This is a genomic window from Larkinella sp. VNQ87 (genome assembly GCF_049445795.1).
Lineage (GTDB): Bacteria > Bacteroidota > Bacteroidia > Cytophagales > Spirosomataceae > Larkinella.
In genome coordinates this window covers 152,380-177,789 of record NZ_JBMSDT010000015.1, presented here as the reverse complement: position 1 = coordinate 177,789, position 25,410 = coordinate 152,380, and the positions used below count along the sequence as shown (strand labels likewise).

Annotated in this window: 19 protein-coding genes and 1 pseudogene; 4 read left to right on the top strand and 16 right to left on the bottom strand. The window is 52.7% G+C overall.

The window, feature by feature from the left end; translation table 11 throughout:
* Positions 1 to 51 precede the first annotated feature (51 nt).
* The 6 genes from ACO2Q8_RS24165 to ACO2Q8_RS24140 form a co-directional block, all read right to left on the bottom strand.
* Positions 52 to 2,424 carry an ABC transporter permease gene (locus ACO2Q8_RS24165; RefSeq protein ID WP_423347450.1) on the bottom strand — a complete coding sequence of 791 codons (2,373 nt, stop codon included), beginning with the start codon at positions 2,422 to 2,424 and terminating at the stop codon, positions 52 to 54.
* A gap of 93 nt (positions 2,425 to 2,517) precedes the next feature.
* Positions 2,518 to 4,935 (bottom strand): ABC transporter permease, encoded by a 2,418-nt coding sequence (locus ACO2Q8_RS24160; RefSeq protein ID WP_423347449.1) that lies wholly within the window; start codon positions 4,933 to 4,935, stop codon positions 2,518 to 2,520.
* Positions 4,936 to 5,058: 123 nt separating this feature from the next.
* On the bottom strand, positions 5,059 to 7,479 hold the full coding sequence (locus tag ACO2Q8_RS24155; RefSeq protein WP_423347448.1) for an ABC transporter permease: 2,421 nt from the start codon (positions 7,477 to 7,479) through the stop codon (positions 5,059 to 5,061).
* A gap of 30 nt (positions 7,480 to 7,509) precedes the next feature.
* On the bottom strand, positions 7,510 to 7,707 hold the full coding sequence (locus tag ACO2Q8_RS24150) for a hypothetical protein (protein ID WP_423347447.1): 198 nt from the start codon (positions 7,705 to 7,707) through the stop codon (positions 7,510 to 7,512).
* Positions 7,708 to 7,826: 119 nt separating this feature from the next.
* The gene (locus tag ACO2Q8_RS24145) at positions 7,827 to 8,504 is read right to left on the bottom strand and encodes an ABC transporter ATP-binding protein (RefSeq protein ID WP_423347446.1); all 678 of its coding nucleotides are present in this window, start codon (positions 8,502 to 8,504) and stop codon (positions 7,827 to 7,829) included.
* A gap of 123 nt (positions 8,505 to 8,627) precedes the next feature.
* Positions 8,628 to 9,875 carry an efflux RND transporter periplasmic adaptor subunit gene (locus ACO2Q8_RS24140; protein WP_423347445.1) on the bottom strand — a complete coding sequence of 416 codons (1,248 nt, stop codon included), beginning with the start codon at positions 9,873 to 9,875 and terminating at the stop codon, positions 8,628 to 8,630.
* 348 nt (positions 9,876 to 10,223) lie between these two features.
* Between ACO2Q8_RS24140 and ACO2Q8_RS24135 the strand changes: the two genes are divergently transcribed.
* Together ACO2Q8_RS24135 and ACO2Q8_RS24130 are read left to right on the top strand one after the other, a co-directional pair.
* Positions 10,224 to 11,618 carry a sigma-54-dependent transcriptional regulator gene (locus tag ACO2Q8_RS24135; RefSeq protein WP_423347444.1) on the top strand — a complete coding sequence of 465 codons (1,395 nt, stop codon included), beginning with the start codon at positions 10,224 to 10,226 and terminating at the stop codon, positions 11,616 to 11,618.
* A gap of 3 nt (positions 11,619 to 11,621) precedes the next feature.
* Complete coding sequence (locus tag ACO2Q8_RS24130; RefSeq protein ID WP_423347443.1) at positions 11,622 to 12,950, top strand: sensor histidine kinase; 1,329 nt, start codon at positions 11,622 to 11,624, stop codon at positions 12,948 to 12,950.
* 10 nt (positions 12,951 to 12,960) lie between these two features.
* On the opposite strand, the gene ACO2Q8_RS24125 is transcribed toward ACO2Q8_RS24130, so the two are convergent.
* The 8 genes and pseudogenes from ACO2Q8_RS24125 to ACO2Q8_RS24090 form a co-directional block, all read right to left on the bottom strand.
* Positions 12,961 to 14,205: a hypothetical protein gene (locus ACO2Q8_RS24125; protein ID WP_423347442.1), complete on the bottom strand. Its 1,245-nt coding sequence runs from the start codon at positions 14,203 to 14,205 to the stop codon at positions 12,961 to 12,963.
* A 173-nt stretch (positions 14,206 to 14,378) separates the two neighbouring features.
* Positions 14,379 to 14,831: a DinB family protein gene (locus ACO2Q8_RS24120; RefSeq protein ID WP_423347441.1), complete on the bottom strand. Its 453-nt coding sequence runs from the start codon at positions 14,829 to 14,831 to the stop codon at positions 14,379 to 14,381.
* A gap of 87 nt (positions 14,832 to 14,918) precedes the next feature.
* Positions 14,919 to 17,930: a glycoside hydrolase family 3 N-terminal domain-containing protein gene (locus ACO2Q8_RS24115; RefSeq protein ID WP_423347440.1), complete on the bottom strand. Its 3,012-nt coding sequence runs from the start codon at positions 17,928 to 17,930 to the stop codon at positions 14,919 to 14,921.
* A 143-nt stretch (positions 17,931 to 18,073) separates the two neighbouring features.
* Entirely contained in the window at positions 18,074 to 20,092 is a 2,019-nt protein-coding gene (locus ACO2Q8_RS24110) for a methyltransferase domain-containing protein (RefSeq protein ID WP_423347439.1), read from the bottom strand.
* Positions 20,093 to 20,204: 112 nt separating this feature from the next.
* The gene (locus ACO2Q8_RS24105) at positions 20,205 to 20,384 is read right to left on the bottom strand and encodes a hypothetical protein (RefSeq protein WP_423347438.1); all 180 of its coding nucleotides are present in this window, start codon (positions 20,382 to 20,384) and stop codon (positions 20,205 to 20,207) included.
* 17 nt (positions 20,385 to 20,401) lie between these two features.
* Positions 20,402 to 20,842 (bottom strand): annotated as a pseudogene (locus ACO2Q8_RS24100) (PIN domain-containing protein).
* A gap of 27 nt (positions 20,843 to 20,869) precedes the next feature.
* Complete coding sequence (locus ACO2Q8_RS24095; protein ID WP_423347437.1) at positions 20,870 to 21,118, bottom strand: hypothetical protein; 249 nt, start codon at positions 21,116 to 21,118, stop codon at positions 20,870 to 20,872.
* Between the two features lie 42 nt (positions 21,119 to 21,160).
* Entirely contained in the window at positions 21,161 to 22,396 is a 1,236-nt protein-coding gene (locus ACO2Q8_RS24090; protein ID WP_423347436.1) for a nucleoside recognition domain-containing protein, read from the bottom strand.
* A gap of 158 nt (positions 22,397 to 22,554) precedes the next feature.
* On the opposite strand from ACO2Q8_RS24090, the gene ACO2Q8_RS24085 reads away from it, so the two are divergent.
* Positions 22,555 to 23,208, top strand: a complete 654-nt coding sequence (locus tag ACO2Q8_RS24085; protein ID WP_423347435.1) for a M15 family metallopeptidase — start codon at positions 22,555 to 22,557, stop codon at positions 23,206 to 23,208.
* A gap of 3 nt (positions 23,209 to 23,211) precedes the next feature.
* Here the strand turns inward: ACO2Q8_RS24085 and ACO2Q8_RS24080 are convergent, their stop codons facing one another.
* The gene (locus tag ACO2Q8_RS24080; RefSeq protein WP_423347434.1) at positions 23,212 to 23,742 is read right to left on the bottom strand and encodes a PolC-type DNA polymerase III; all 531 of its coding nucleotides are present in this window, start codon (positions 23,740 to 23,742) and stop codon (positions 23,212 to 23,214) included.
* 114 nt (positions 23,743 to 23,856) lie between these two features.
* Here ACO2Q8_RS24080 and ACO2Q8_RS24075 point away from each other — a divergent pair, with 114 nt between their 5' ends.
* Complete coding sequence (locus ACO2Q8_RS24075; RefSeq protein WP_423347433.1) at positions 23,857 to 24,768, top strand: metallophosphoesterase family protein; 912 nt, start codon at positions 23,857 to 23,859, stop codon at positions 24,766 to 24,768.
* 10 nt (positions 24,769 to 24,778) lie between these two features.
* On the opposite strand, the gene ACO2Q8_RS24070 is transcribed toward ACO2Q8_RS24075, so the two are convergent.
* The gene (locus ACO2Q8_RS24070) at positions 24,779 to 25,366 is read right to left on the bottom strand and encodes a porin family protein (protein ID WP_423347432.1); all 588 of its coding nucleotides are present in this window, start codon (positions 25,364 to 25,366) and stop codon (positions 24,779 to 24,781) included.
* Positions 25,367 to 25,410: the final 44 nt, after the last annotated feature.

Here is a 25,410-nt window from a genome sequence, read left to right as displayed (position 1 = left end):
AGTTGCCCATTGCCTTATCCCTCTGCCCTTACCCCTATGCCCTCTGCTCACTCACTCCGACCGCAGCGAGGTCACCGGGTTCATCAGAGCCGCCCGGATGCTCTGGAAACTAACCGTTAAAACCGCAATAGCCACGGCCAGCAAACCGGCCAGGGCAAATATCCACCATTCGATGTCGATTTTATAGGCAAAGTCGGACAGCCACTGGTTCATGGTCCACCAGGCGACCGGCGTGGCAATCAGAATCCCGATCAGCACCAGCTTCAAAAAGTCTTTCGACAACAGCGCCACAATCCCCGCGACCGACGCACCCAGCACCTTCCGGATACCGATTTCCTTTGTCCGCTGTTGCGCGGTGAACGTTGCCAGCCCGAACAGACCCAGACAGGAAACCAGAATGGCAATCCCGGCGAAGAAGTTGAACAACTGCCCCATTCGTTGCTCCGATTTGTACATTTCATTGTACTGCTGATCCAGAAACTGGTAATCGAACGGATAATCCGGGCTGTATTGCTTCCAGAGTTTTTCGGCAGCGGCCAAAGCTTTCGGGGCGTCGCGGCCCGTCGTTTTGATGTAAATTCGGCTGAAGTTGGTGCTGGTGCGGTAATAAAGAACCAGTGGTTCGACTTTGCGGTGGAGTGAGGCAAAATGGAAGTCTTTCATGACACCGATGATCGTTCCCTTTGTCTGTCCGAGCGTAAAACTCTTGCCGATCGGGTTTCGGATACCGGCTTTTTTCACGGCGGTTTCGTTCAGGATATAGTGCATCGAATCGGCTGGCGAACCGGTAAACATCTCGCCGGACGCCATTTTCAGGCCAAACGTGCGGATAAAGTCTTTTTCAACCCGCATCCGGGTGACGATAAACATGCTGTTTTTGGGTTTGCCGTCCCAGTCGGTATCGCCGGTCGTGTTGCCCATGTTGATCATGCTGTTGTTCGAGCCCGTGACGCTGCGAATGCTGGGGTCGCGCGCGAGTTCGGCCTTTATGGCCTCGTAGTGCTTCGACATCTCCTCGGTCATCCAGAACGCAAAGGTGTTCTCCCGGTCGTAGCCCAGGTTTCGGTCGCGCATGAATTTCAACTGGCTCCCGATGATGATCGTGCCGACAATCAGGGCTGTTGAAAAAGCGAATTGGGTCACCACCAGCGTCTGCCGAAACCGCCCGCCCTGGCTGCCGGTCGATAACTTGCCGCGCAAAACTCTCAGAGGTTCGAACGACGACAGCACCAGCGCCGGGTAAAGACCGGCCACGGCCAGCGTAAACGCCAGCGCCCCGACCAGCACCAGCCACACCTCGGGATCGGCCAGCGAGAAGGGCTGCGTTTTGCCGGTCAGTTCGTGGTAGATCGATTCCAGGCTTTTGATCAGACCGATCGCCAGCGTTAGCGCTACCACAAAAATCAGCAGCGATTCGGCCAGAAACTGCCCGATGAGGTGCTCGCGCCCCGCGCCCACCACTTTTCGAACGCTCACTTCTTTGGCCCGTTGCGTGGCCCGGGCCGTCGCCAGGTTGACGTAGTTGATACAGCCTATCGCCAGCAGAATCAGCGCGACAATGCCCATCATTTTCACTTGCTGCATGGCCGCTGGCGTGCCGTCGGGCCGGTACAGGTGAATGTCTTTCAGCGGTTGCAGCCGGTAAACCGTCACCTGGTCGTACTTGTTGCGGGCGTGGTGAACGTCATTCAGCGTTTTCTCAATCCGGCTCAGATCAGCGCGCGGATCGACCCGGAAAAAAGTCTGGGTGCCCCAGTTACCCCAGTCCGAATCCATGGATTGCCAGTAGTCGTTGGGTTGGTAACTTTTGGCAACTAGTTCCAGCGGAAACAGCAGGTTGCACCGGATGCTGGAGTTGTCCGGGAAGTCGCGAATAATCCCGCTAACGACATAATTCTGTTTTTTCGGCACCGAATACAGCACTTTGCCCACCGCATCGGTCTGCCCGAAGTACTTCAAAGCGGCCGATTCCGTCAAGACTACCGATTGCAAATCCGGAAATGGCTTGGCTCGATCTCCCCGCGTCCATTCGAAATCGAAAAAGGTAAAAAACTGTGGATCGACGTAGACCGCTTTTTCCTCGACCAGCGTTTTTTCCTGCACCTTAAAGGGCGATAGATCGTAATTCCCGACAATCCGCACGGCGTCTTCCACGTTGGGCATCTGCTGCCGGGCGTACGAAGCCACCGGCGCGACGATCTGGCCCGAAAATTCCTGCGAGGTGCCCGAGCCAAACCCGCCGTTGACGCGGTAAATCCGATCGGCCTGCGAGTGAAACCGGTCGTAGATCAGTTCGTCTTTCACCCACCACAGCAGCAGAATGCCGATGCCGAGCGCCATCGCCAGCCCGCCGATGTTGATGGCCGAATACCCTTTGTTGTTCCACAGCCCGCGCCAGGCGGTTTTGACGTAATTCCGGATCATAATTCATTTAATTATGAGTTATGAAATATGAGTTATGAATTAGCTGACGCGTTCAATTCAATTGAGGCAGCTTAACTCTTAACTCATCATTCTTCATTCCGAGCGCAGCGAGGTCACCGGATTCATCAGAGCCGCTTTGACGGATTGAAACGAAACCGTCAGCAGGGCGATCAGCAGCACCACAACAAATGGCAGCACGAACAGCCACCATTGCACTTCCGATTTGAACGCGTACCCCTGCAACCACTGACTCACAGCATACCAGGCCAGTGGCGTCGCCACGACGCAGGCAATCAACACCAGCAACGCAAACTCTTTGTACAACATCTGCACAATTTCGAACACCGACGCACCCAGCACCTTCCGGATGCCGATTTCCTTCGTCCGCTGGGCCGTGGTAAACGACGCCAGCCCGAACAGCCCCAGACAGGCCACCAGAATCGCTAAACCCGTGAACAGGCCAAAAACCTGCCCAAACCGCTGGTCGGCCTGGTATTGCGCGTTGAAATGCTCATCCAGAAAAAAGTACTCGAACGGGTTGCCGGGAAAAAACCGGTTCCACTCGGTGCGGAGCGTGGCCAGGGTGCTTTGAAGCTGACTCGTCGCCAGTTTTACCGAAAAGTAGCCCCGCACATCCGGAATCAGGCGCAAAATCAGGGGTTCATAGGCATCCCGCAGCGACTGCTGGTGGAAATTATCGGTCACGCCCACGATGGTGAAGATGTCGCCCCAGAAATCAATTTCTTTTCCGATGGCGTCGGCCGGATTGGTGAATCCCAGTTGCCGAATGGCCATTTTATTGAAAATAACCGCTTTCTTCTCCAGGCCGTATTCTTTCGAGAAATCACGCCCGGCAATGAGTTTCAGGTCGAAGGTTTTCAGAAAGTCGTAATCGACGGCAATCACCCGGTATTGGCTTCCCTTGCTCACGTCGGTGCCTTTGAGTCGAATGCCCCCCGCATTCCAGTCCGACGCCTGACCGGGCACCACCGACGACGCAGCAATGTGGCGAATGGCCGGCTGCCGCAGCAGTTCGTCCTTGAAAGCTACCATTTGCCGCATAAACGTCGAATCCTTCTTGATAATCGGCGGGTTGATCACCAGCGTCTGGTCGATGCTCAGACCCAGGCTTTGTTCGCGCATGAACTGAATCTGCCGAAAAACCGCCAGCGTCCCGACCAGCAAAAATAGCGAAGCCGCAAACTGAAACACGACCAGCGATTTCCGTAAAACCGTCCCTTGACGCGAGGTGATTAGCTTGCCTTTCAAGACCGTCACCGGCTGGAAACCCGACAGCACGAAAGCCGGATACAAGCCTGAGAAGAAGCTTCCGACCACAAACAGCGTTCCCAACGCCAGCCAGAAGGTGCCGCTGCCGAGCAGTGACAGGCTCAGGTGTTGCCCCGACAATTGGTTGAAAAACGGCATCGCGACGGCCACCAGCACCAGGGCCAGCACGACGGACAGCCCGTTGAGCAACACGGATTCGATCAGAAATTGACGGACAAGTTGGCCCCGTTGCGACCCGACGGTTTTCCGAATGCCGACTTCCTTCGCCCGGTTGATGGCCCGGGCCGTCGCCAGATTGATGTAGTTGACCCACGCAATGACCACGATGAAAAAGGCAATGCCCAACAGCAGATAAACTGTATTGCCGTCGCCGTTGGGTTCGGCTTCTTCCATCAGGTGCGAATAGAGGTGAATGTCTTGCAGCGGCTGGAGTGTGTAGACCGCGCCGGCATCGTATTTTTTAAGTTCGGCCCCGATGGTTTTCTCGATGTAGGGCACAAACTTGGCTTCGAGCGCTTTGGGGTCGGCATCGGGGCGCAGGAGCAGGTACGACAGCGCGCCGTCCCATAACCAGCCATTATCCGGGTTGTTGTCTGGCCCCATTTCCTGGATAAAGGTCCGATGCGGAATCAGCAAGTCGGCGTGTAAATGCGTGTTAGCGGGCATGTCCTGGTACACCCCGGTTACTTTCACCGCTTTTTCCTGATTGAGCCGGATGGTTTTGCCGAGCGGGTCCTGGTTGCCAAACAACCGCCGGGCCACCGATTCCGACAGGGCCACGGTATTGGGTTCGGCCAGCACCGTAGCCGGATCACCGGCTAAAAGCGGGTAGGAAAAAATCTTGAAGAACGATTCACTCGCGACAAACACCCGCTCCACTTTCAGGCTTTTCTCACCGTAATCGGCAATCAGCGCCCGGCGTTTCAGCACCTTCACGTAATCCTCGACTTCAGGAAACGCGGCTTTGAACGAATTACCGGCAGCCTGCGCACCCCCGGCCCACTGCGTACTCAGCTTGCCTTTGTCGTACCGATCCTGCTTGACGCGGTAAATCCGGTCGGCTTTCGTATGAAACCGGTCGTAGCTAAGTTCAAAATCGACGTATTGCAGAATCAAAAGACAGGCGGCAATACCAATTGCCAGTCCGACAATGTTGATGGCCGAAAAAACCCTGTGCCGCACCAGGTTCCGGAAAGCGATTTTAAAGTAGTTCGTTAGCATGTTGTTTAGGGTTAGTCTGAACCTGGATTACGCGGATTAAAGGATTGACTAAGAGAGCTACCGCAATCTCTTACATCTATATATCCTGTTTAATCCTTTAATCCGCGTAATCCGGGTTCTGATTCATTCCGACCGCAGCGAGGTCACCGGATTCATCAGAGCCGCTTTGATGCTTTGGAAACTGACCGTGGCGAAGGCAATCAGGACGGCGAGTAAACCGGCCAGCGCAAACACCCACCATTCGATGGTGATTTTGAAGGCGTATTCCTCCAGCCACTGCGCCATCATCCACCAGGCCACGGGCGTCGCCAGCACAATGCCGACCAACACCAGCTTCAGGAAGTCTTTCGACAACAGCGCCACGATGCTGCCGACGCTGGCTCCCAACGCTTTCCGAACGCCGATCTCCTTCGTCCGCTGCGCCATCATCATGACGGCAATCGCGAACAGGCCCATGCACGACAGCAGAATAGCGACGCTGGCGGCACTGATGAACATCTTCGACATGCGCTCTTCCGACTGATACTGACGGTCGGTATTTTCATCCAGAAAACTGCCCTGGAACTCGGTTTTGGGAGCCACTTCTTCCCAGGCAGTTTTCAGAATGGCCATCGTGGCCGGGACATTATCCGGCGCAATTTTGACCAGAATATAGCCAATCGGCCAGTCGTGACTGATGAGCAAGGTGTTGGGCTGAATCGCTTTCTTGAGCGATTCGTGGTGGTAATCTTTCACGACGCCGATGACCTGCAACGGCGGTTCGCCATCGTTGACGTTGAGCAGGGTACCAACCGGGTTTTTCTCGCCCAGTTCTTTCGCCATCGTTTCGTTGATGATGACGCTCGTGGTGCTGTCGGTGGCATACAGCCGCGAGAAATCACGACCGGCCAACAGCTTGATATCGAGGGTTTTGAGGTAATCGTAATCGACGGGTTGCCAGTGGCTGCGGATGGTGCGGTTTTTATGATCAAAACCGACAATGGATGTGTAGCTTGAGCCATCCAGTCCCCGTCCGAAGTTTTTGTAAGCGCCGGTCACACTCAGGACACGGGTTTGCTGGGTCAGTTTGTCCCGAAACCGGTTCAGCACCTGCCGCCCGTCGAGCCGACTCCCCACCGGAATGCTGATCACCTGGCTTTCGTTGTAGCCCAGCGGCATGTTCCGCAGAAAATTGACCTGCTGCCAGGCAATCATCGTGCAGCCAATCAGGAAGGTGGCAATGGCAAATTGCACAATCAGCAGCGTATTTCGCACACCACCGGTTTTGCCCAGCGACACTTTTCCTTTAAGGATTTGGATGGTGTTCAGCCTGGACACAAACAGGGCCGGGTACCCGCCCGCGACGAAGGTGATGAGCAGAAACACGAGCACCATCGAAACCGTCAGACCGGGAGCAAACAACGAACTCAGAGAAGACTTGCTTCGAAAGATGGCGTTGAACTGCTCAAGCAGCAACACGGCCAGCAAACTACCCAGCAACAGGGCAATCAGACAGAGAATGAAGGCTTCACCCCAAAACTGGAAAACCAGTTGTTGCTTCAGTGCGCCCAGTACCTTCCGCATCCCGACCTCGCGGGAGCGCGTCAGGGAACGAGCCGTGGAAAGATTAATGAAATTGATGCAGGCAATCAGGACAATAAAACCGGCTACCACCAGCAGCAAAACCGGGTAGGACTTCTTAACCGCTGCCACGTTGCCTCCTCCAACTTCCGTGTCAAAATGCAGATCGCGCATCGGCAGCAACCGCAGGCTGATCAAGTCGCCGTTTTCGTCGGGCTGACCGCCGTCGCGTTTCAGGTTTCGGATGGAGCCATCGTAGTACTTGGGGACAAACGTCCGAAGCCGTTGTTCGAAGGTGGCTTCAGTGATTTTTTTATCAAGCTGGACGTACACCGAATGAAACTGGTTATCCCACCGATCCTTATTGATCTGGTATTCCGGATACGCTTCAAACCGGGCCAGGATGTCGTATTTGATGCTTGAATTCTCGGGCGCATCGGCAATGATGCCCGAAACGACGAACGGTTTCCAGTTTCCTTCCAGTCGCAGCAGCAGCGTTTTCCCGACCGGATCAGCCGAGCCAAAAACCGCCTGGGCCGTGCTCTCACTAACGACGATGTTGCTCAAACTACTCAGAACCGAACCCGGATTTCCCTTCCGCAACGGGAACGAAAACATGTCAAAGAAATCAGGATCGACAAACCGGATGCTTTTGTCGAACTCCTTCTCATTATACTGAACCGCTCCACCCCCGTCGACCATCCGGGTGATGTGGGCAATCTCCGGCAGAAATTCTTTCCGGAGCGCCGGAGCCAGCGGTGCAGGCATGGTAGCTCCTTTGTTCGTTGGCCCCGTCTGGTCATAGACGAGGTACAAGTGCTCCTGGTTGACGTGAAAATCGTCGAATGAGAACTGGGTCCAGGCCGTCAGAAACAGCAATAGGCAGCTTGCAAAAGCTACCGACATGCCAATGACATTGACCAGCGCGAACGTTTTGTGTTTCCACAAATTCCGCAGCGCAATTTTAACGTAATTGAGCACCATGAGAACGAGAAGTAAAGCGAACGGAAACGACTAGCTGGCTAACGCCCGGACGTAATCGATCAGCGTCCGTGTCGGAAGACGACAAGCTGACCGCTGGCATTCTTTGCCTTTCGGCACGTATTGTTTCACCTTCCGGTGCGCCGAAAACAGGTTGTGCGGATGCCCCATCGCCGAAGCCGACAGATGCGCCACACAGACAAACAGAACGAACAGGATCAGCTTTTTCATAAGTATTAAAACCGTCTTGAACCCAGATTCCACGGATTAAAGGATTAACTAAGATCTAAAATGATGATTGCGGTAGCTATCTTGTTAATCCATTAATCTGCGTAATCCAGGTTCAGACGTTAGACGTGGAAATTCTCGGTCACGATTTTCCCATCGAAGAGGTTGACAATCCGGTGGGCGAAACCCGCATCGTACGGGGAGTGCGTCACCATGATGATGGTGGTGCCTTCGTTGTTGAGCTGATTCAACAGCTTCATTACTTCCTCGCCGTTGGTCGAGTCGAGGTTACCGGTCGGTTCATCGGCCAGGATCATCTTGGGTTTGGCGACAACCGCCCGGGCAATGGCCGTCCGTTGCTGCTGCCCTCCCGAGAGTTGCTGCGGAAAGTGATTGCGCCGGTGCATGATGTTCATCCGTTCCAGCACTTCTTCCACGGCTTTCTTCCGTTCGTCGGCGGGTGTTTTCAGGTACAGCAGCGGCAATTCGACGTTTTCGTAAACCGTCAGTTCATCGATCAGGTTAAAGCTCTGAAACACAAACCCGATGGAGCCTTTCCGCAACTGCGCCCGCTGGCGTTCCGACATCTTCGACACCTCCGTGCCGTAGAAGTGGTACTCACCATCCGACGGATTGTCCAACAGGCCCAGGATGTTCAGCAGCGTGGATTTTCCACAGCCGGACGGGCCCATCATGGCCACAAATTCGCCATCCTTGACATCCATGGAGATTCCATGCAGCGCGGTGGTTTCGACTTCTTCCGTCGCAAAAACTTTTTGTAGGTTTACAGTACGTATCATATGGGTCTGACTGGTTTCTGGTTATTCTCTGATTGACTCTGATTTTCCCTGATTAACTCTGTGTAACAGCTACAATCGTTATTCCACAGGGTTGATCAGAGAAAATCAGCGTTAATCAGGAGTTTAAAATTCAAGGACTTCGTTATCGCCAAAGTTTTCGTAAGACGAGGTGATGACCTGATCGCCCGGTTCGAGGCCGGTCAGCACTTCGAAATACTCGGGGTTTTTGCGGCCCAGCGTAATGCTCCGTTTCACGGCCCGGTTGCCGGCTTTGTCCACCACGTAGACCCAGTTGCCACCCGTGTCGGAGAAGAAACCGCCCACCGGCAGCAGCGTCGCTTTTGAGGCTTTGCCAAGTTCCAGTTGAATTGGCGTTGATTGTCCGCGTTTGATCCCGGCCGGAGCGCCTTTTGTAAATACCATGTCCACCTCAAACCGCCCGTTGCGCACTTCCGGATAAACCCGGGTGATCTGCAATTCGTGCGTGCCGCCGTTGTATTCGAAGGTTCCTTTCAGACCCGCAAAGATGCGGCTGTTGTAGTGTTCGTCGATGCCGACGCGCATTTTAAACCCGTTCAGGTCGTCGATCTGGCCGATGTTCTGCCCCTGGTTAATGTTGGAACCAACTTCCACGTCCATCGACGACAATTGACCCGAAACCGGCGCTTTCACCACGAGGTTATTCAGCGTTTGTTGCCAGAGAGCCACGTTTTTCTGCGTCCGTGCCAGCGTTTCTTCCAACTGCTTGATCTGGATCAGCGAGTTTTCTTGCTGATATTTCTGCGATTCCACCTCAATTTTTCGTTGCTCCACCAGCCGGTCGTAATCCCGCTTGGCGGTCAGGTAGTCCTGTTCGGGAATCGCCTTATCTTTATACAGTTTGGACTGCCGGTCAAAAGCGTCTTTGGCTTTATCAAGCTGAAAATCCAGGTCCGACAGTGATTTTTGCAGCGTGTAGCGTTCGACGCGCAGCCGTTGCCGGGTGTTTTGCAGATCGTTCACCAGGCGGTTGGCTTCCGTTTCCGATTGTAGGAAGTTAAGCCGCAGATTCTGGTTTTCGAGCCGGAGCAATACCTCGCCCTGTTTCACCATCGCACCGCCTTCCACCAGCTTTTCGGTAACGTAGCCCCCGGCGATAGCATCGAGCCGAATGGTTTTCAGCGGCTGCACCACCCCGGTCACGACAATGAAATCGTCAAACGTACCGGTTGAAACCGTTGAAATGGTAATCTTATCTTTCTCGACGTTCAGTTTTGAACGATGATCAGCCCATATAAAATTATACACCAGCAACCCCACCAGCGCTACCCCACCAACTGCGAGTGCAATCCGCTGGTTCGTCCAAAATCGTTTAGGCAATACGCGATCCATTACTTCTAAAATTGTTATTGGTAGAATATCGAAACCCGAATGATTTTTTGCCGATCGATGGCGATGGGCCGTCCATCATCCGTTGTCCAGATAATGCCAATTGACGTGCCAGTAATTTACCACTCTTGATAATCAATGAGTTATCCGTAAATTTAACGCAATTTCCTGTCCGCATGTGGACAGGTTTTGTCCGAAAGCGGACACGGACAAACTCAACGTCTTTTTTAGGCAAAAACCGCCTGTGTAAGCCGTTTTGCAGCCTTGCATCAGACTGCCTATATTTAGGAACTAAAACGGTCGTTCCGGCCCCTGCAACCCTGCGGTTTCTATCACCGTCCTTTACGTATTATGTCGAAAATTCTGATTATCGACGATGACGTCGATGTGCTGAGCGCAGCTAAATTATTGCTCAAACGCCATTATCCCCAGGTTGATATTGAGAAAAATCCCGAACGGATTCCCTTTCTGATTACTAACGGCAATTATGATCTGGTGCTGCTCGACATGAATTTCCAGCGCGACAACAGCAGCGGTCGCGAGGGCTTTTTGTGGCTTGATCGCATTCTGGATATTAAACCCACGACAGCGGTGGTGCTAATTACGGCCTACGGCGATGTCGAAATGGCCGTTCGGGCCATCAAAGCCGGTGCGCGGGATTTCGTGCTGAAACCGTGGGAAAATGATAAACTGCTGGCCACGCTGCACAGCGCGCTGGAAGGAAGCGCAGGGCAGGGGGCCAAGGGCGCGGGGCAAGGGGCCGGGGGCATTACGTCGGACGGATCGGCCCTACGCCCCAAGCCCAATGCCCCAGGCTCCTACATCGCCGTCAGCCCGGCCATGCGCCAGGTGTTTGCCACCATCGAGCGCGTGGCCGAAACCGACGCCAACGTGCTGATTCTGGGCGAAAACGGAACCGGGAAAGACGTGGTGGCCCGGGCGCTGCACCAGCGGTCGCTCCGGCGCGACAAACCGTTCGTCAGCGTCGACCTCGGGGCGCTGAGCGACAGTTTGTTCGAAAGCGAACTGTTCGGTCACGTCAAAGGTGCCTTTACCGACGCCCGCGAAGACCGCGCCGGACGGTTTGAAGAAGCCCAGGGCGGCACCATTTTCCTGGACGAGATTGGCAACATTTCGCTCCCGCAGCAGGCCAAGCTCCTGACGGTTTTGCAACAGCGGGTCGTGACGCGCGTCGGGTCCAATAAATCCAAAAACATCGATGTCCGGCTCATTTGTGCGACCAACTCGCCCATTTACCAGCACGTCAGCGACCGCTCGTTCCGGCAGGATTTGCTGTACCGGATCAACACCATCGAGATTCACATTCCGCCCCTGCGCGAGCGGTCGGAAGACATCATTCCACTGGCCGATCATTTTCTGAAGCAATACCGGAAGCAGTACAACCGCAAGGTAGCGTCGATCAGTCCGGCGCTGGCGCGGCAATTGCAGCAATACCGCTGGCCGGGCAACGTTCGGGAGCTACAGCACGCCATCGAACGGGCCGTCATTCTGGCGCAGGGCAACGTACTCGAACCGGAAGACTTTTACTTCGGCACCAGCACACCGGCCGCCATCCCAACCGATAAAGAACTGCCGTTCCAGGAAAACCTTCAGATTGAAGACATGGAGAAGAAAATGATCCAGCAGGCGATGCAGAAATACCACGGCAACATCACCGACATCGCCCGCGAACTCGGCTTGTCGCGGCAGGCCCTGTACCGGCGTCTGGAGAAATACGGATTATAGATTATGAAACGATTTGCCACCGGGCTGTTTATACGCATTTCCCTTATTTTGGTTACCTGTCTGCTGATTGCCTATGCCTGGTGGAAGGTTCCGGCCAGCCGGTCGTTGCTGGTCGGGGTCGGGATTATTTTGCTGACCATTGAAACCGCTAACCTGCACCGCTACATCACCAGCCTCAACCGCAAACTAACCCGGTTTATGGAGTCGGTGCGGTATTCGGATTTTGCAGTCGCTTTCAAAGCCGACAACGAACTGGGGCCGAGTTTTAAGGAACTCAACCAGCAATTCAACGAAGTACTGGAAGCCTTCCGACAGGCCCGGGCGGAGAAAGAAGCCAATCTGCACTACCTCAACACGATTGTCCAGCAGGTCAGCGTCGGGTTGATTTCGTTCGATCTGGCCGGGAATGTCGAGATGAGCAATCAGGCCGCCCTGCGTTTGCTGGGCATTTACCGGCTTCGTCACCTCAGCGATTTGCAGACCGTTCATGCCGGTTTGTACGAGATCCTGACCGCAACGCCGAGCAGCACGCCCGCCATTTACCAGACCAGTTTTGAGCAGGAACTCTCCGTGCGTTGCGCGGCCGTTAGCCTGCGGGGCCGCCCGGTGACCGTAGCGTCAATTCAAAACATCCGTTCGGAGCTTCAGCAAAAGGAACTGGAAGCGTGGCAGAACCTGACGAAAGTGCTGCGGCACGAAATCATGAACTCCGTCACGCCGATTGTCTCGCTGGTTGGCACGATGCAGCAGATTGTCAATACCGAGCTGGCCGGGGCCGATCAGGAAGCCGTCAACGACCTGCGCGAAGCCCTGACGACTATCGAACACCGGGGCCGGGGCATCATGCGGTTTGTCGATGCCTACCGCAACTTTACGGCCATTCCGCAACCGCGCCTGGCCGAAATTTCCGTCGAGAACCTGCTCAAAAACGTCATCGCCCTGGTGCAGACCGAGTTGCAGCAGCGCCACATTATCTTGCAGGCACCCCCGGTTCCGTCGTACCTGATGATTTTCGCCGACGCCGGACAGATCGAAATGGTGCTGATCAACCTGATCAAGAACGCGATGGAAAGCCTGGAAGGACACCGCAAGCCTAAGCTCAAACTCGAAGTCAAAAGCCAGGACAACCGCCTGATCATTTACGTCAGCGACAACGGGCCAGGCATCGAACCCGAAGCCATCGAGAAGATTTTCATTCCGTTTTATACGACCAAAAAAAACGGCTCCGGCATCGGGTTGAGCCTGTCGCGCCAGATTATGCAGTTGCACAACGGGCAGTTGAAAGTCACTTCGACACCGGGACAGGGCAGCACGTTTTCTATGATTTTTTAGAAAATTCCCGTCACTTGAATCCAAACAGTAACGGGAATAAAAACGCCACCACTGCCGTCCATCCGCTGTAAATTGGCAGGAATACGGCCATCGACCGGCCCACCAGCGCTAGGTCAGATTTCCGCGTCAGCGCCCCCAGAAGCCGAAAACTCATCACCAGCAGATGGCTGAGCATCAACCCATTCGCCCCCAAGACGGCGGCCCGGTTCGGCGTAAGTCCCCATTCGGCAATCCGGAACAGAACGGCCGACAGGGCAATACCATTTACTAAAACCGTTACCGCCGACAACAGAAAAAGGATCAGGAGTTGGGTGCGGGTTTTGTCGCCGGAAGCGCTCCCGGCCACCGAGAAAAAAATGAGGGCCATTACGCCGACCAACAGCACATTGAACAGTAACAGGAATTCCCGATCCTGGTATGGGTTCTTCCCCGAAAAAACCGTTGCGCCCAGATACACCACCAGCATCACCAGCACAATCGGGCTGAACAAATTAGCAATCAGGGGTGAAACCCGGTTAACAATGGCGGGCTGTGTCTGGGTCAGGAAGGTGGCCACGATGGGCACAGCCGCTAGTCCGCTCACGGCGATGTAGTTGAAGTAAAACTCTTCAATTTTCCAGCCAATCAGTCCGAATAACCCAATAGTGATGGCCGTCACCAAACCACCCGCAATCAGCAGCAATGCCGCCATCACCGCCAGATCGCCGTTATACCGCAGAAATCCCAGCCAGTTGACTCCCTCTTTCGGCCTTCCCCCGCCGTAGGCAAAGCCCAGCAGCGACCACAACCACAACGGCAAGTGAATGCACGACAGGTTCAGCGTATCATCGGGCTTGCCCTGCGGCAGCCAATTGATGAAGACAATCGCAACCAGGACGCAGCCCGCCAGCCAGGCCCCGGTTTGCGAAGCAATCTTGTTTTTCCAGACAAAATAGGCAATCAGGAGCGGGAAGACGATGAACCCCACATTCCGGGTGAAAAAAAACTCCTTGTCCAGCGAAAACATCTCCGGCAGTTTGGTCAGCAGCCCCGCCAGCAGCGATGCGCCCACCACCCAGACCCGATCCTGAGCAGTGCCCCAGGCCCGTTCTTCGTGGTCGTAATTCAATCGTTGATACCACCCCTCGGCCAGCGGGTTGTCCCGCAGTTGGGGATACAGTGCGTTGAAAACCGCCTTGAACGTCGGTTTGTTGGTCCGGTACAACGTTTCGAGTTGCCGGGGATTGTCGATGTTGACCAGGATATCGTCGCGCATAACAAGGAATTAAATCTATAGAAAGAACTTTGTAATTCAAAGTTAAAAATATTTTTCAATGTACAAGAGCTCCCCGAAAAAAAAATTAGCGGTTCTTCCCTACCCTGTTAGCGGTCGAAACCCTGTTAGCGGTCGAAGACCCTGACAGCGGTTTTCGCTTATAAAAATCGGTTTCAGTTCCGGGCCCAGAGAATAAAATCCGTCTTGGGCGCTTCGGTTAGTTGCGGCCGAATAAGCTGCACAATTTGCCCCCGGTGGTAAGCCGCGTGGTGACTCATATGCGTCAGGATGTCGATCAGCGGATTCGCAAACGGCTGGCCCGTCGTGGTGGCATACGCAATCGGGCGGCTCAGGTTGTCGTCCGTCTCGTTTTCCAGAAACCGCTTTAAACGGTCGAAATTCCGGTCGGAAGTTTCGGCCATCCAGGCAATCGGAATGTCCTCCCAAACGGCTACGTAACTGACCTCGCCCAAAATCCGCGCCAGCCAGATCTGTTGCGCCGACAGAATATGCCCCATCAGATCGATGGCCCGCTGCGGAGGAGTCGGGACGTTTTCCAGCGCGTCGATGACGGCCCGGTTGGCCCATTGTTCGTAATCGACCAGCCGAATCAGATAACTTTTCATTCAGACAAGAGAGGAATTCTTGCAAAATCAACGTACTATCCAGCATCTTTTTCATCGGACGACCTTCCACCTACCGGTTTGTCGGCTTCAGGGCGTTGCCAGAATCGTCGCCAGGGTCGACGAAGGTCCCCGGCGAATGGCTTCGTACAAGGCATCGGCCACGTTCGTCCGCACGTTCAGTGTAATGAGCTTGGTGTGGCTCCGGCTGGGGTACACCCGATTCGACATGAAGACGTATGAGAGGTTATACTGCGGATCGATCCAGGTGAACGTTCCGGTAAAACCGGAGTGTCCGAAGCTCTGCGGACTGGCGTAGCGGGGCGCATTCCCGGAATACTTGAACGACGGTTTGTCGAAGCCGATGCCCCGACGACTGCCTTTCTCCGGGAATTGATAGCGGGTAAACTCTGTGATTGTTTCGGGGCTAATAAATTGCTTTCCACCGTAATAGCCTTTCTGCAAATACATCTGGACCAGCTTCATCAAATCGTTCGAGGTACCAAACAAACCGGCATGCCCCGACACCCCGCCGAGCATGGCCGCTCCTTCGTCGTGGACCCGGCCCCAAACCAGTGTTTTTCGGAACACCGAGTCGTATTCAGTCGGCACCATGCGCGGCAACGGATAAAACCGCATCGGGTTAAAGGTCAGCGTCGTAGCGCCCAACGGTTCATAGATGTTCTGTTTGAGGTAGTCTTCGAACTTCTGATCGGTCATTTTCTCGACAATCTGCGGATACAGAATAAACGACAGATCGCTGTACACATAATCCTTTTTAGCGCTCACCGGCGAATCGCGGATCGTTTCGAAGATGGTTTTCCGGTACCGGCGGTGCATAAACAGGTTATCGGTAATCTCTACTTTGTAGGGTCCGTGTTTTTCCTCGCTGAATGTCTTTTCTTTCCAGGTACCATCTGGATTTTTCGTCGCTGTCCAGAACGCGATCGACGCCTTCAAACCCGCCTGATGCGTCAGAACGTCGCGCCAAATGAGATTGGCTTTGTTGGAATTTTTAAAATCCGGCAGGTACGTCGCCATTGTCGCATCCAGGTTAAACTTGCCTTCATCGACCAGGCGCATCAGTGCCAGCGTCGAGGTGCTGATTTTGGTCACCGATGCCAGATCGAATAGGTCGTCCAGTTTGGTCGGCGTCAGTCCTTCGTAGGTGTGCGTTCCGTAGGCTTTGCGGAAAATTACTTTGCCGTCCTTCGCCATCTGCACCACCCCGCCGGGCGTCGCTTTCTCGGCGATGGCTACCTGCATCAGCGAGTCGATTTTGGCCGTCAGAAAATACGAATCGACGCCTACCTCTTCCGGAATCGTGTACTTCAGCCGCCCGATCGACGAGGTGGCAATCCCGTCGTTGAGCTTGTATTGCTCGTTTACTGTGACCGGCAGCTTGCCTTTTGCCGGAATGGCCCCAAAAATCAGTTGGGCCGCCAGTTCTTCTGTGGCCTGGGTCAACTGGTAACCCATCACCAGGCCCCGCGCCTTGTCCAGTCCTTCGAGTTTGGCGAGTGCGTACGGGTTCCCAAAAACCGTCACGACGGCTTTCCCGGTTTCGCACAGTTCTTTCAGCAGGGCCACGGTTTTGGGCGTCACGCCGTACTGCACCGCCGGGCGGATGTTGCTCAGATGGACGCCCACCAGCAGCAGATCATATTGCTTCAGGTCGTTCCGAATCCGTTCGAGGGTCGTATCGGCCGTGGTAGCTGCGATGTTATACGAATCGACCGTCGTGTAATTAGCCAGCATTTTCTGGAAATAGGTCTCTTGTGCGGCATCGAGCGACACCGACGCAAGGCGTTTCGTGCTGAGGTTGAGCAACGGAATCAGCGGTTCGCCCGAGGGTTCTTTGTCGTTTTTCAACACCGTCAGCGCTTCTTCGGTCAGGAGCCGGTTGATCAGCGTAGACGCCGGGTCGTTGAGATCCCGTACGAGATTCATCAAATCGACCGGTTTGTAGCGGTCCAGCCCCACCCAGGCTTTGGCCGCCAGCACTTTGCGGCAGCGGGCGTCGATGTCGGCCTGCGAAATCCGGCCATCGGCTACGGCCTGTTTCACCTCCGCAATGGCGCGCGGAATGTCGAGCGTGTATTCCAGTAAATCCATCCCGGCTTCGATGCCCATGCGGTCGGCAATGCCGGACGGATAGTATTTCATGACGCCCTTCATGTTCATGGCATCGGAAAAGATCAATCCGCCAAACCCTAATTCGCTTTTCAGCAGATCGGAAACCACCCGGCGCGAGAGGGTACTCGGCAGATTGGGCGTCGAATCGAGCGCCGGAATGTTCAGGTGCGCAATCATGACCCCTGCAGCCCCGGCATCAATCAGTTTCCGGAACGGATACAATTCGAGTTCGTCGAGTTGCTGACGGTTTTTTGAGATCAGGGGCAGGTCGTAGTGCGAATCCGTGCCGGTATCGCCGTGGCCGGGAAAGTGCTTCAGCGAGGTCAGCAGGCCGTTGTCCTGCATTCCTTTCATATACGCCAGCGCCTTGCGGGCCACCGACTCCTTGTCTTCGCCAAACGAGCGGAAGTTGATCACGGGGTTGTTCGGATTATTGTTCACATCGGCCACCGGCGCAAAATTGACGTGAATGCCCAGCCGACGGCTCTGACGGGCCACATCGGCGCCCATTTTATAGATCAGCGAGCCGGCAAACCGGTCGTCGCGGTCCTGAATGGCTCCCAGCGTCATCTGGTACGGAAACCGCACCGTGCTGTCGAGCCGCATGCCCAGCCCCCATTCGCCGTCGATGGCGATCAGCAGCGGCACTTTTGCCACGGTTTGCAGCCGGTTGGTCAGCCGGGCCTGCCGGATCGGGCCACCCTGAAAGAACACCACCCCGCCAATCTGGTGGGTCTGGACGAGCGCCATCAGCGAATCTTCGTACCCTTTGCTCCGGTTCGAAAAACCGGCCACCATGATCAGTTGCGAAATCCGCTGGTCGGGCGTCATGGCGTTGAACACCGAGTCCACCCAGCGCGGATTGGCTTTCAAAAACGACGGAACCGTTTGGGAATAAGCCGTCTGGAACGCGGTTACAAGACAAAGGATACTGATAAACAGGCGCTGACGAACGAAGACGTGCATAGGTTACAAAATCAAGGTTCAGCAAAATAACAAAATCAGAACCGAAATATGCTCAAATGCCTGCTTCAAATCTGCGATCAGCACCCGTACCTCCTTGAGTTGACCGAACGCATCATAACTGATGATGGCAGTGGGGGTCGGCACTAAACCGCTTTTAACGTATAAACATAAATGCCGCCAACATCCGATTGGTCTTTGGGTCCAATCAAATCTTTACTCACAATTTCAAACTTAGACTCGCGTAAATATCGCTCATACTGATCGCAGGAGAGTTTGAAGTCCCCCATGCCTTGTATACCAGACTCGAGAGCAGCCGTTTCCAACTGTACGAATCCGTCCGCTTCTTGCCCATAACGTTCGCGCGTTTTATCAATAATATGATTGTGGTAGGTGCGTAGTGCTTTTTCTCTGGCAAGACTATCTTCCTCATCGTAACTAGGTAAGAATTCATCACCAACGATAAACACACCACCTTCTTCAAGATTCTCTCTCACATTTTTAAAATACTTTCGTTTATCTTGCTTATTGATATGATGATCAGCAAAAGAAGAAAAAACGAATTTAAATTTACCGCGCGGATCAAATGTTCTACCATCCAGATTATAACATTCTACTACAGAATTTATAGTTTCATACTTAAACGTATTTTTCAATTTACCGTTTGCTGTAATTTTTGGAGCCCTATCACTACTACCATTTATACTGCTCATATTTTCAAGCAGTAAATGATAACAAGCCCAATCAATCTCAATAGCGACTATATTGATATTTTCAGTATTCAGCAACCGTTTTGTAAATATCCCGGTTCCAGCCCCCATCTCAAGCACACGGTTAGGAGTTGTTGTCTTTGTGGACATGTCCCTATAGATATTGATCATTCGTTCCATCATTTCAACAAAGTAGGCATGCTTTTCCTCATGAGCATGATATTCATGAATCGAAATGTAGGAGGACATTTCCACAGGCTTATTATTCAGCCTACTAATATTATTGAAAACTAGATCAAAGAAACTATTCTTCTTATCCTCATCGTCGAGGTCAAAACTATCATCTAACTCAATAGATTGATCTTTAATTTTTAAAAAAAGTTCATTCTGCTTCAGTAGTAGTTCTTCATCGTATGTAAACTTAATCGTTTTATATGAAGACCCCTTATCGTCGTATTTAGCGATCATGCTTGAATTAGGCGTGTTTATATCACCAACAATTGAAAAATCATAGGGATCTGCATCGTACAAATTGGATACGTATGAGTAGCTTATTACATAAATATTATATTTTTTTGCGTGTTTCTTCAACATAGGCAAATGGAAAAGCATCTGTTTTTGATTACGAAATGCAAAAATCCTTATGCTTTCACGGGTTGTATAATCAATAATTAAATCTCCCGTCTTTTCTGGCCAGAAATTCTCATCATTGTCAACAATTGAAATTGCTTTTGTCAAGGCATTGCGCCTATTCTCTAACAGTTTTGTCAAAAAAAATGGATAGAATATATGGGGAATGGAGATGGATAACTGAGACGTTTCAGACGATTTCTTTAGCTTCCGTATAAAATCTCTAATGTAATTAATCGTTATTTCTTTCAAATAAATATTATTGAGGATTGGATTGCTTTTTAGCAAACGGAATACTTGGTCAAGATCACGTTTCTCTCTAGCAATATCGTTGGCATGAGAATATTTTTTTTCTATTTCTGTATACCTTCCACTCAGGCTTTCCCAATGAATATTAAATGACCGTCTTAAATTTTCTTCTTTAATAAGAGAATTGCTTTTTTCCTTTAGATAAGTCAATAACTTAAATGTATCATCTTTTGAAGCAGATAACGCCTGAAAAGTAGCCAAGGGCGTCCGACTGATCAACTCAGACTTTACATGAAATAAATAAGGGCAAACTGACGACTTACCAACTTGCTTTGATATAGCCCCTGACTCAAAGTGTATCCAGGGCTCGTGTATGTTTTCTTCCGTAATAAATGCAATGCCGTAATTACATTCTTCCAAATTTTTAGCAATACTTTCATTCCAACGTTCACCCGCCTTGATATCATTTTCAGATATCCATAATTCTACATCCGTTAGTATTAGCTCAAATGTCTCTTTTAAGGCTTGCGCCAATTCTTTGCTCTGACGACCAGACCAGCTACAAAATACTTTCATGTTAAGGAAAGGGAATAGTTCTAAGCTAAGGTTTTCCTGGTAATAATACCTAATCTTTTCTTAGACACAAAGAATATCCTCATTTTAACATAAAGTAACTTTCTGATCATTTTTAACTTGGCCCACTTCGATGCTTTTTAGCCACCTGCGCCTTCTCACGCTGCTCTTTCTCGTAGGCTTCGCGGTGGCGTTTTTCGGCAGTCAGGTTGCGATACAGTCCGTTCAGGACGTAGATATCTTCTACTTCGTCAATCAGTCGGTGCAGCTGTTCGCGGATTTGGTCAATGTTCATCGTAAGCGGTTTTCAGTCTAGTGACTGAATAATTCATCCAATAAAATAATGTTTGTGTACCCTCTGGCACGAAGGCCGTCGACAAGCACTTTGTCGCGGGTGAGTAACGGAAAATCAAATTCAATAGTAGCAGCCAGATAAGGCATGTCTTCTTCGTCAACCTCTTTGCACAACTGAAATGCCGCAAGATGGCTGCGAAAAGAAATCAGAAAATTGGGTATGACCGTCAGCTTGGCGAACAGATCAAGGGTATACGCTTTCAGAGATTACGGAGTTTGTTTCGTTTTTTCACGAATGACATCCTGAAAACCTTGCAACTCGGTTAAAGCGTAATCAGGGGTGAAAAATCGGTTTTTTGCTGCCAGGGTAATATACTCTCGTTTTCCACTGATTAAACCACTGAAAATAACATTAGCGTCAATGATAAAATTACGTGGTAAAAAAACTGATTCTGTCATTAATGAGTATGGATGCCCGGGAAGTGTTTACTCAAAAGCTTCCGGTGGTAAGACATCTTTTAAAACCGTATTCTTATATTTTTCCCAAGCTCTAGCCCGTGCTTCTTTGGCTATTTCGTCGTAATCCAAACCAGCTTCATCCAGGTCGGTCTTTAGCTTCAAGGCTTTCAAACGCAATGCTTCCCAATCTAACTGCCGTTGAAACTGTTCCTGAACAGCTCGCAAGCCATATTCGGCAAGCAGTTCGTCATCAATTTTAAATTGTATGGTTGTCATAGCTATTTTTTTCAAAGATAACAAATTCCGACCGGCTTTGGCTCAGTGAAAAAAGAAGTACCCCAGCGCAATTCCGGCCAGCACGCCCGCCAGATCGGCGATCAAACCGGCGACGATGGCGTACCGGGTTTTCTTGATTCCGACCGAGCCGAAATACAGCGCCACGATGTAAAACGTGGTGTCGGCCGCGCCCTGGAAAATACAGGACAGCCGCCCCACGAACGAATCCGGCCCGAACTGCTTCATGGCGTCGATCATCAGCGCCCGCGACGCGCTGCCGCTCAAAGGCCGCATGAGGGCCACTGGCAAGGCATCCGTAAAATCGGTGTTCACGCCCGTCAGCCCGATCAGGTATTTCATGCCGTCGACAATGTAAGCCATCGCGCCCGAATTCCGTAAGGCGCTGATCGCCACCAGCATCCCGACCAGGTACGGAATAATCCGGACGGAGGTTTCAAAACCGCCTTTGGCCCCTTCGATAAACGCATCGAAAATATCCACTTTCTTGCGCATGGCCCCTAACAGAAATGCGACGATGATCACAAACAAGGTCACGTTGCCAACCACCTTGGACACCTGCTCGATTTCTTCCTTCGGCAACGACGATAGGTACCATAAAGCCAGCGCCAGAAACGTCGTAATGCCGCCCAGCCAGCCCATCACCAGTCCGTTGAACAGGTTGATGCGTTGCTTTAACGCTACAATGAACATGCTGAAAACCGTGGCCACATAGGTACCGATCAGGCAGGGAATGAAAATATCCGACGGATCTTTGGCCCCCAAAATGGCCCGCTGCGCCATGATGCCCAGCGGAATGATGGTCAGCCCGGAGGTGTGCAGTACCAGAAACATGATCTGCGCGTTGGAAGCCGTGTCTTTCTGCGGGTTCAGTTCCTGTAAACTTTGCATGGCCTTCAGGCCGAAGGGCGTGGCCGCGTTGTCCAGCCCGAGCATGTTGGCCGAAAAGTTCATGATCATCTGGCCGTTGGCCGGGTGGTTTTTCGGTACTTCCGGAAACAGCTTGTTGAAAAACGGGCCGATGATGCGCGCCAGAAAGTTGATGGCCCCGGCTTTTTCACCGATGTTGAGCAACCCCAGAAAAAACGTCATCACACCCGCCAGCGGCAGGGCAATGTCCATGACGGCGGTTTTCGACGAATCGAACAAACCCTCGACAATGGTCTTGAAGATTTCGGTATCGCCCAGAAAGATCAGTTTAAAGAGCGCAATCAGAAAGGCAATCAGAAAAAAAGCTACCCAAATGTAGTTGAGGGCCATAGTATGGGGGACACGTTATGCGTAGCAAAATAGCGGCTTTTTCGTTATTTCGCAACGAAACACCCTCTGATGCACTCTGATGTTCCCTGATCAACTCTGTGGAACAGTTGTTAATCAGAGTTCATCAGGGAACATCAGAGTTTATCCGGGTTTTTATAATGCGCTATACAGTTTTATTATTTTATTGGCTCCTGGCACAGGGGAAGTTGGAGCAGGCGATGATCCGGCAGGGCTTGGTGGATATTCAGAAGATCGATCCAAGCCTGCTGGTGGAACTGAAGTACTCGACCACCGATAACTTTGTCAAAAAAGACGTGTATGGCGATCTGACGAGGGCGTATTTGCAACCGATGGCGGCTCAGAAACTGGCAACCGCCAGCCGGGAATTACAGAAACGATGGCCCGACCTCCGGTTGCTCGTATACGACGCGACCCGCCCCCGCTCCGCCCAATGGGATTTGTGGAAAACGCTCAGTCACCTGCCCGTCAGCGAGCGGGGGAAGTACGTTTCCAACCCGCGCAATGGCTCGGTGCATAACTATGGCTGTGCGGTCGATCTGACCCTGGCGACCAAAACCGGAAAACCGCTCGACATGGGCACGCCCTTCGACTATTTTGGAGAACTGGCCTATCCGGCAAAAGAAGCGGAATTACTGAAAAAAGGGAAATTGACCGCCCAGCAGGTCGAAAACCGGCGGCTGCTGCGGTCGGTGATGCAAAAAGCCGGTTTTTCTTCGCTAAAAACCGAGTGGTGGCATTTTAACGCCGTTTCGCGGGCCGAGGCCAAACGACTTTACAAGATAGTCGAATAAGCCTCACACTTTTACTCGGCCAGCCCGGATCAGCCCGTGCTGATCATGCCGGAGCAATTGCTCGAAAAGCTGGACGGTGGCGGCTGCGTCGCCGTGGGCGCGGTGGCGGTTGCTGACCGGAATTTGCAGCGAACGGCACAGTTTCCCCAGGCTGTACGACGGCAGACCCGGAAAAATCCGGCGGCTCAACTGCACCGTACAGAGCCGGTGGCGCTCGAACGGCAGACCGATCCAGGTGAATTCTTTTTTCAGAAAACCGTAGTCGAACGGGGCATTGTGGGCTACAAAAACCGCCCCTTCCGTGACGCGGTCAATCTCGTGAGCGACATCGGCAAAGTCGGGGGCCGATTGCACCATCGCGTCCGAAATGCCGGTCATGCGGGCAATAAACGGCGGAATGGGGCAATGCGGATTAATTAACGAATGGAAGCTGTCCACAACCTCCACCCCATCGTACCGAAAAACCGCTACTTCTGTCAACCGGGTTGGCCCGCCGATCCCGCCCGTCGTCTCTACGTCAACAATTGAAAACATCGTTTCGCAAGATACAATTTTTTCCTTTTCAGGCAGTTCTTCGGGAAGGATCGGCCTAAAATCCGTTTTTAGTATAGCAGACCGCCCGAATCCGCTCTGCCTCAACCACCTGCCATGAACCGTCGCCAAGCACTGTCTTCTCTCGGGCTCCTGACCACCGGCCTTTCGGTGCCCGAACTTCCGGAAAATTACCAGCGAAAACGCGTCCTGCGCCTTGCTCACCTGACCGACATTCATATGATGCCACGCCCAAAAGCCGAAGTCGCGCTGGCGCAGTGCCTGCACCACCTGCAAGCCATGAAAGACCGACCAGCGTTTATTCTGAACGGGGGCGACGCCATTATGGACGCCCTTTCGCGGGATAAAAGCACCGTCCGGCGGCAATGGAATGTCTGGAACCGAATTCTTCAGCAGGAAAATTCGCTTCCCATCCATCATTGCATTGGCAATCACGACGTTTGGGGGTACAACGGCTCCCGGAAAGACCCTTTGTACGGAAAAGCCTGGGCTGTGGAGCAGTTGGGTCTGGCGCAGCGGTATTACAGCTTCGACCACAGCGGCTGGCATTTTGTGGTCCTCGACAGCACCCAGCCCACGCCCGAAGGAGGCTGGTACGTGGCCCGGATCGATGAGCCGCAGCGCGACTGGCTGGAGAATGATCTGCGGAAAACCGGCTCTAAAACGCCGGTGTTGATTCTGTCGCACATTCCGATTCTGTCGGCCTCAGTTCTGTACGACCGAAAGGTGCAGAAAAACGGCCATCGAGAGATTTCGGGCGGGTTGATGCACACCGACTCGACGGACCTCATCAAGCTATTTCATAAACGCCCAAACGTGAAGGTTTGCCTGAGCGGCCACACGCACCTGCTCGACCGGGTCGATTACAACGGCGTCACCTACCTCAACAACGGCGCGCTCAGTGGCGACTGGTGGGACAATTCGACTTACCACCACACCCGCGCCGGGTACGCCCTGATCGACCTGTTCGACGATGGCTGGGTGGAGCGGACGTATGTGGCCTATTAAAACCGGTAGCCTACCGTTTTTTGTAGAAATTATAAATAATCGACACCTGAAACGTCCGGTTGTAGTTTTCGACCACCGGATTACTGGAAACATTGTTCAGGCCGTGGATATAGCGCAGGTGCAGACTGAATTTTTCGGCCATATCCAGAAAGTCGTAGTGAGCGCCAACGGCAATCCCCAGATCGTTGCGCTTACCGGGGCCATTGGATTCGGGCGTGTTGAGCGCATAACTGAATTCCGGCCCGGCCTGCAAGACCAGCCCTTCCGTCGGTACCCAGCCGAGCAGAATTGGTACACTGAGGTAATTGAAGTTATTCCGAACGGTCAGCTCATTCGTTCCCAGCCGCCGGAGTGAACCCCCTTTAACGGAGTATAACACCTCGGGCTGAGCCACAAACCGTTTGTAGCGAAGCCGGTAGATGCCTCCCAGGTGGAAATCCGTTTTAAACCGTTCCACGGAATAAGGCGAAACGCCCTCCTGAACGGTTTTGGACGAGTTGGCTCCTACTTTAAGCCCAAATACGCCCTGAAGTTGAGCAAATGAAGAAAACGAAGCGAACAGAAACGCAATGAGTGCAAGTAACCTGATTTTCGACATACTGTTTTGAATCAATAAACCAATCGGCTCGCAGCCCGGCCGCG

Coding starts and splice junctions, on each gene's coding strand:
- ACO2Q8_RS24165 (WP_423347450.1), bottom strand. CDS start 2,424: ATGATCCGGAATTACGTCAAAACCGCCTGGCGCGGGCTGTGGAACAAC.
- ACO2Q8_RS24160 (WP_423347449.1), bottom strand. CDS start 4,935: ATGCTAACGAACTACTTTAAAATCGCTTTCCGGAACCTGGTGCGGCAC.
- ACO2Q8_RS24155 (WP_423347448.1), bottom strand. CDS start 7,479: ATGGTGCTCAATTACGTTAAAATTGCGCTGCGGAATTTGTGGAAACAC.
- ACO2Q8_RS24150 (WP_423347447.1), bottom strand. CDS start 7,707: ATGAAAAAGCTGATCCTGTTCGTTCTGTTTGTCTGTGTGGCGCATCTG.
- ACO2Q8_RS24145 (WP_423347446.1), bottom strand. CDS start 8,504: ATGATACGTACTGTAAACCTACAAAAAGTTTTTGCGACGGAAGAAGTC.
- ACO2Q8_RS24140 (WP_423347445.1), bottom strand. CDS start 9,875: ATGGATCGCGTATTGCCTAAACGATTTTGGACGAACCAGCGGATTGCA.
- ACO2Q8_RS24135 (WP_423347444.1), top strand. CDS start 10,224: ATGTCGAAAATTCTGATTATCGACGATGACGTCGATGTGCTGAGCGCA.
- ACO2Q8_RS24130 (WP_423347443.1), top strand. CDS start 11,622: ATGAAACGATTTGCCACCGGGCTGTTTATACGCATTTCCCTTATTTTG.
- ACO2Q8_RS24125 (WP_423347442.1), bottom strand. CDS start 14,205: ATGCGCGACGATATCCTGGTCAACATCGACAATCCCCGGCAACTCGAA.
- ACO2Q8_RS24120 (WP_423347441.1), bottom strand. CDS start 14,831: ATGAAAAGTTATCTGATTCGGCTGGTCGATTACGAACAATGGGCCAAC.
- ACO2Q8_RS24115 (WP_423347440.1), bottom strand. CDS start 17,930: ATGCACGTCTTCGTTCGTCAGCGCCTGTTTATCAGTATCCTTTGTCTT.
- ACO2Q8_RS24110 (WP_423347439.1), bottom strand. CDS start 20,092: ATGAAAGTATTTTGTAGCTGGTCTGGTCGTCAGAGCAAAGAATTGGCG.
- ACO2Q8_RS24105 (WP_423347438.1), bottom strand. CDS start 20,384: ATGAACATTGACCAAATCCGCGAACAGCTGCACCGACTGATTGACGAA.
- ACO2Q8_RS24095 (WP_423347437.1), bottom strand. CDS start 21,118: ATGACAACCATACAATTTAAAATTGATGACGAACTGCTTGCCGAATAT.
- ACO2Q8_RS24090 (WP_423347436.1), bottom strand. CDS start 22,396: ATGGCCCTCAACTACATTTGGGTAGCTTTTTTTCTGATTGCCTTTCTG.
- ACO2Q8_RS24085 (WP_423347435.1), top strand. CDS start 22,555: ATGCGCTATACAGTTTTATTATTTTATTGGCTCCTGGCACAGGGGAAG.
- ACO2Q8_RS24080 (WP_423347434.1), bottom strand. CDS start 23,742: ATGTTTTCAATTGTTGACGTAGAGACGACGGGCGGGATCGGCGGGCCA.
- ACO2Q8_RS24075 (WP_423347433.1), top strand. CDS start 23,857: ATGAACCGTCGCCAAGCACTGTCTTCTCTCGGGCTCCTGACCACCGGC.
- ACO2Q8_RS24070 (WP_423347432.1), bottom strand. CDS start 25,366: ATGTCGAAAATCAGGTTACTTGCACTCATTGCGTTTCTGTTCGCTTCG.